Annotated in this window: 4 protein-coding genes and 2 pseudogenes; 5 read left to right on the forward strand and 1 reads right to left on the reverse strand. The window is 57.0% G+C overall.

The window, feature by feature from the left end; all coding sequences use genetic code 11:
- The 4 genes and pseudogenes from AACY31_RS28220 to AACY31_RS29170 form a co-directional block, all read left to right on the forward strand.
- Positions 1 to 109: IS3 family transposase (locus AACY31_RS28220; RefSeq protein WP_130926105.1), on the forward strand; the 109-nt coding region annotated here is incomplete at its 5' end.
- Between the two features lie 341 nt (positions 110 to 450).
- A pseudogene (locus tag AACY31_RS28225) lies at positions 451 to 929 on the forward strand (hypothetical protein).
- A 12-nt stretch (positions 930 to 941) separates the two neighbouring features.
- Positions 942 to 1,184 carry a hypothetical protein gene (locus AACY31_RS28230; protein ID WP_339482476.1) on the forward strand — a complete coding sequence of 81 codons (243 nt, stop codon included), beginning with the start codon at positions 942 to 944 and terminating at the stop codon, positions 1,182 to 1,184.
- 80 nt (positions 1,185 to 1,264) lie between these two features.
- Positions 1,265 to 1,777, forward strand: a pseudogene (locus tag AACY31_RS29170) (DUF2459 domain-containing protein); the annotation flags it as partial.
- A gap of 154 nt (positions 1,778 to 1,931) precedes the next feature.
- On the opposite strand, the gene AACY31_RS28240 reads toward AACY31_RS29170, so the two are convergent.
- Complete coding sequence (locus tag AACY31_RS28240; protein ID WP_339492542.1) at positions 1,932 to 2,495, reverse strand: NADAR family protein; 564 nt, start codon at positions 2,493 to 2,495, stop codon at positions 1,932 to 1,934.
- A gap of 426 nt (positions 2,496 to 2,921) precedes the next feature.
- On the opposite strand from AACY31_RS28240, the gene AACY31_RS28245 reads away from it, so the two are divergent.
- The gene (locus AACY31_RS28245) at positions 2,922 to 3,827 is read left to right on the forward strand and encodes a hypothetical protein (protein ID WP_339482472.1); all 906 of its coding nucleotides are present in this window, start codon (positions 2,922 to 2,924) and stop codon (positions 3,825 to 3,827) included.
- Positions 3,828 to 4,173: the final 346 nt, after the last annotated feature.

Raw genomic sequence — 4,173 nt, forward strand, 5'->3', positions numbered from 1 at the left:
CGATTACATCGAGATGTTCTACAACGCAAAACGCCGCCATGGTTTCAACAATCAGCTGTCACCGGTAGAGTTTGAAAAACGTTACGCAATGAGTTTGCAAGGTGTCTAAAGAATCCGGGGCGATTCACCATCGAGTGCAGGCGAATGCCTAACTGATGAGACTCATGCAACCGGATGTCATCTGGGCTACTAAACCCGACCACTGATGGGCAGTGGCAGGAAGACAATAAAACCCAGGGACAAGGCGCACAAGCGGGCGGATTCTGGCGTAGTTGTAGGCAAAGGCGCAAGGATGCGTAGCTAGATGGACGTTGTAGGCGGGGGCTGTAGGAGAGGAGTGTTTTGGCGATGAAGGTGGGTTGTTTTGCTCAATCCAGCGATACGAAATGATTTGAATCCGATCCGCCCGTTGCAGAGAATTGCCACCTTTACCCCAAAAGGATACGGGCGATGAAGTTCGAAGGGACTTTCCAATACATGGGCAATCACGGGATCGTCTTCAATGTCTCGCAGATCACCCTCACCGACAGCGAACGTGGGCGTTTGCGCGAGCTGCATTTTGGCGAAGCGAAAAGCGCCCACTATGAAGTCAACAGCAAGGTCGTCGAGGTATACGACAAGATGCAGGCCAAGGGCCTGTCTTGCGTGATGAAGATCGGGATCTCCAAGCCGCTCACCCGGCAACAGGGCGACGCCCTCAACGCCCAGCGCACCACGATCGCCACCCTTGCAGCCGCGGCCTTCGCTTCCGCCGCCAAGGCTGTAGCCCCCCTTACGTGGCGGCATCTGTAGGGGTGGGTGTGCGCACGTATACCAATCAAATTCTACCCACCTACCATGCTGGCGACGTACTGGTCAGCATCGAGGCGCAGGTCAACGGCGGTATCGGCCCGCAACGCACCCTCTCGACATTGATCATCAAGACCTGACCGGAGACGTACATGTCCGAAATTACTCAATTGGTCATTGCCTTGGTGGTGTCCTTTCTGCTCGATCGATTCCTCAAACCCTATCTGCTACGCAAGTGGCTAGGCGTGGTGTTGGTGGTGGCGGGTGCGGTTGGCTGTGTTTTGGCGGGTCAGACCCGCGTGTTGGGGTTTGATCTGGGGCTGCTGTCGGTTTTTGCCGTGCCGATAGGGATGGGATTGTTCTCGAAGCGGCGGCGGTTTGAGGAGGTTGGCTGAGCGGGAAAGGCGGATGGATTAATATCAGAAAATAAATCCGTCCTCTTAAGTGGTCCCCTTAAGTGAGCGAGCCCTTGTGTATGCGCATTGTAGTGCTGGTCCTGGTCCTCACGCTGTTCGGCTGCGCTACCGCGTCGGACCCGCCGAGGGGCGAGGGTGGCGATTGGCGGTCCTTCTATGTGGTGAATCATGGCCTGCATACCGGGTTGGTGATTGCGCGCCCCGATCTACTTCAGGTGCTTCCCGCACTGGCTGAAGAATTCAGCGACGGCGACTTCGTGGAGTTCGGCTGGGGTGACGAGGGTTTTTACCGAGCCCCACAGGCCACTTTGAGCCTGGCCCTGGGAGCCTTGTTCGGGTCGACGGCAACCGTGCTGCATGCGGTCAAGATTGACGGTGACCCCAGGCAGCGTTTCGCCGCGAGCGAGGTCATCGAGGTGCGGGTGACGGAGGACGGCTACCGACGACTGCTCGCGTTCGTGGCCGGGACCTTCACCCACTCAGCGACGGGCACCTTGGTGGTGCTCGGGCCTGGTCTGTATGGAGAGAGCCGGTTCTACCAGGCCGAGGGTCGCTATTCGCTGTTTTATACCTGCAATACCTGGGTCGCAGAGGCACTGGCCGCGAGCGGTTGCTCAATGTCGCCTACGGCGGTGATTACGGCGGGGAACGTCATGTCGCAGTTACGCCTAATAAGCCCTGGCGTTCGCCAAGGCTTTTGCGTTTTTCGTGAGTCAGGTCAGGACACTACCTTGGGGCTGGCATACCCGTCCCGTCCCGCACCTGCATCAGCGCAAATCCCAGCAGATTCAAGCCTTTCCACAGATTCGGATTGTTCGCATCCGCGTTGTCCTGCGCGAGCCCTATACCCCAGATGTTATCAACCGGGCTGGCTTCGACAATAACGCGCGAACCGGTTTGTAGAAGATATTCGTTCAACTGCGGATTCTGAGAGAACTTGGCCTGGTTCGCTCGAACGACGATGTCGTATCGGTGTTGCAGCCAAACCTTATCGTTGAATCCGCGCACGTTGCGGCCAAGTGCTTTGGCGGCATTAGGAGTAGGGGCGTCGAGCACCTGCGCACGAATTTCCTGATCGTCGAACAAGGCCGCTTTCTCGGCCATCATGAAGTGTTCGGCTGTCGGGTAATGTTGTCCCTCGACAATGAACCCGGCCTCAAACCATTGGCTGAAGCACGAAGCAGTGACGACAGTTTTGTTGCGCTGGTGCCCCCAGAAAAACGTAAAGCTCAGATGTTCTCCAGAGTTGAAACGGGCGCACAGTTCTTTCAGATGTTCAGAGTCGTTCAATGAGATACCCCCGCTAACTGAAGACCGAAGTTACAACTACTGTGCTGACCAAGGCAACCACGAAGCTTGGTAGGTCGAAGGCACACAGATTGATGCATACGCGCAACTCTTCGCAAACAAAACCCTTGGTAACGCCATAGCGTAAACCTCACGAAGGTCCGCTTCTGGGCTCAGATTTCACGTAACAGTGGGCAAAAAAACGTTTTAGCCAGTCGCTGACCAGGCCGTTTGGGCGAGCCGACTTTTTCAACAAAATAGGCCGTTAACTGCCTGCTAAGAACAGCTATAAGCGCCCCATTCATGGCTTGACGGTCCCTGTGTTTACGTCCGCTGGGCCTGGTCCGTGCTTTTTCGCCTCACCTGCCACTTTCGCCACAATCGGCGTGGATCTAAAGTCAGGGGCGCACCTTCAGGGGACTTCCAGTCATGTACAGCTCGCTTGCCATACCGAGCACCGCTCGCCAATTGCATGACCGGATCTATGCTGGCGAGATCATTCGCTTCACTGACCTGCAGCCCATGACGGCGCTGGTGGAATATACGCGTGAGCTCCTCGAAGAGGCGCTACATCCCTGGTCGCCGCAACAGATTCATCGCCATTTGAGCCACTCTGAGCAGACTGAGCGCTTTGCGAAAATTCAGAACGACTTCGCAGGCTCGGCTGAGGTCCAGCAGCGCTGGCAGGACGTCGTGCAAAACCTTGGCATCGCTCCCGATACCCTGGCGTGCGATCGCCTGCATTTGCGTTTTCAGCCGCATTGCGAGCCAGGGCAGTCGACGCAGCGTGCTCGCACGACGGCCACCATCGCGTTTCACCGCGATACGTGGGGGTCGAATATCTATGCACAAACCAACTGGTGGGCGCCCATCTATCCCATCGCGGCAGGGCGTACCGTCGCCTTGTATCCAGGCCTCTGGCAGCGACCACTGGGTAATTCGAGCGCAGATTTCGATATGCGCGCGATTTTGCAGCGATCCCATCGAGACGGCCGCAATGCCGTGGATGCCGACGAAGCCATTCCGCATCTGCTGGAAGCGATCGACCCGCAGGAGGGGATTGCCGTCGATATCGCTCCGGGGAGCCTGATCGCCTTTTCCGGGGCTCATGCCCATGCCGGAGTCGGTAATAGCACCGGGCTGACCCGCATCTCTTTCGAGACCCGATCAATACTGATCGCCGACCTGTTGGCCGGATTGGGAGCGCCCAATGTCGATGGTCACGCGTTGTGGAAGACTATTGGGCTGTTTCGCCGAATGAACGATGCGCAACGCCTGAACGAGATTCTTGGCTGCGGCTTTATCGAGCCCTATCGGCGGCCAGCAGAGGCCTAACGCTGCCGGTAGTCGCTTGGGTACTCGGCGCAGAGGAAGCTACTGGGCAAGGCCCATCAAGTGCAGGCGAGTGCCTAACTGATGAGACTCATGCAACTGGGATGTCATCGGGCTACTAAACCCGACCACTGATGGGCTGTGGGCTTGCTCGCGATAGCTATCTAGCGCAAATGGCGGTGTTCCTGAAAAAACTGGATCGGTAGGCGCTGGTAGGAGCGGTGTAGATACCGTCTTGCCCCTCATCGAGCAAGGGCAAATTTTGGGTCAAATGGCTGACCCGATTTGAGAACGGCGTAAACGAAATGTAGTAGCTTGCGCATCGCTGCACAGATGATCTGCTTGGGGG

It is taken from the genome of Pseudomonas sp. RL_105y_Pfl2_101, assembly GCF_963970585.1.
Classification (GTDB): Bacteria; Pseudomonadota; Gammaproteobacteria; order Pseudomonadales; family Pseudomonadaceae; genus Aquipseudomonas.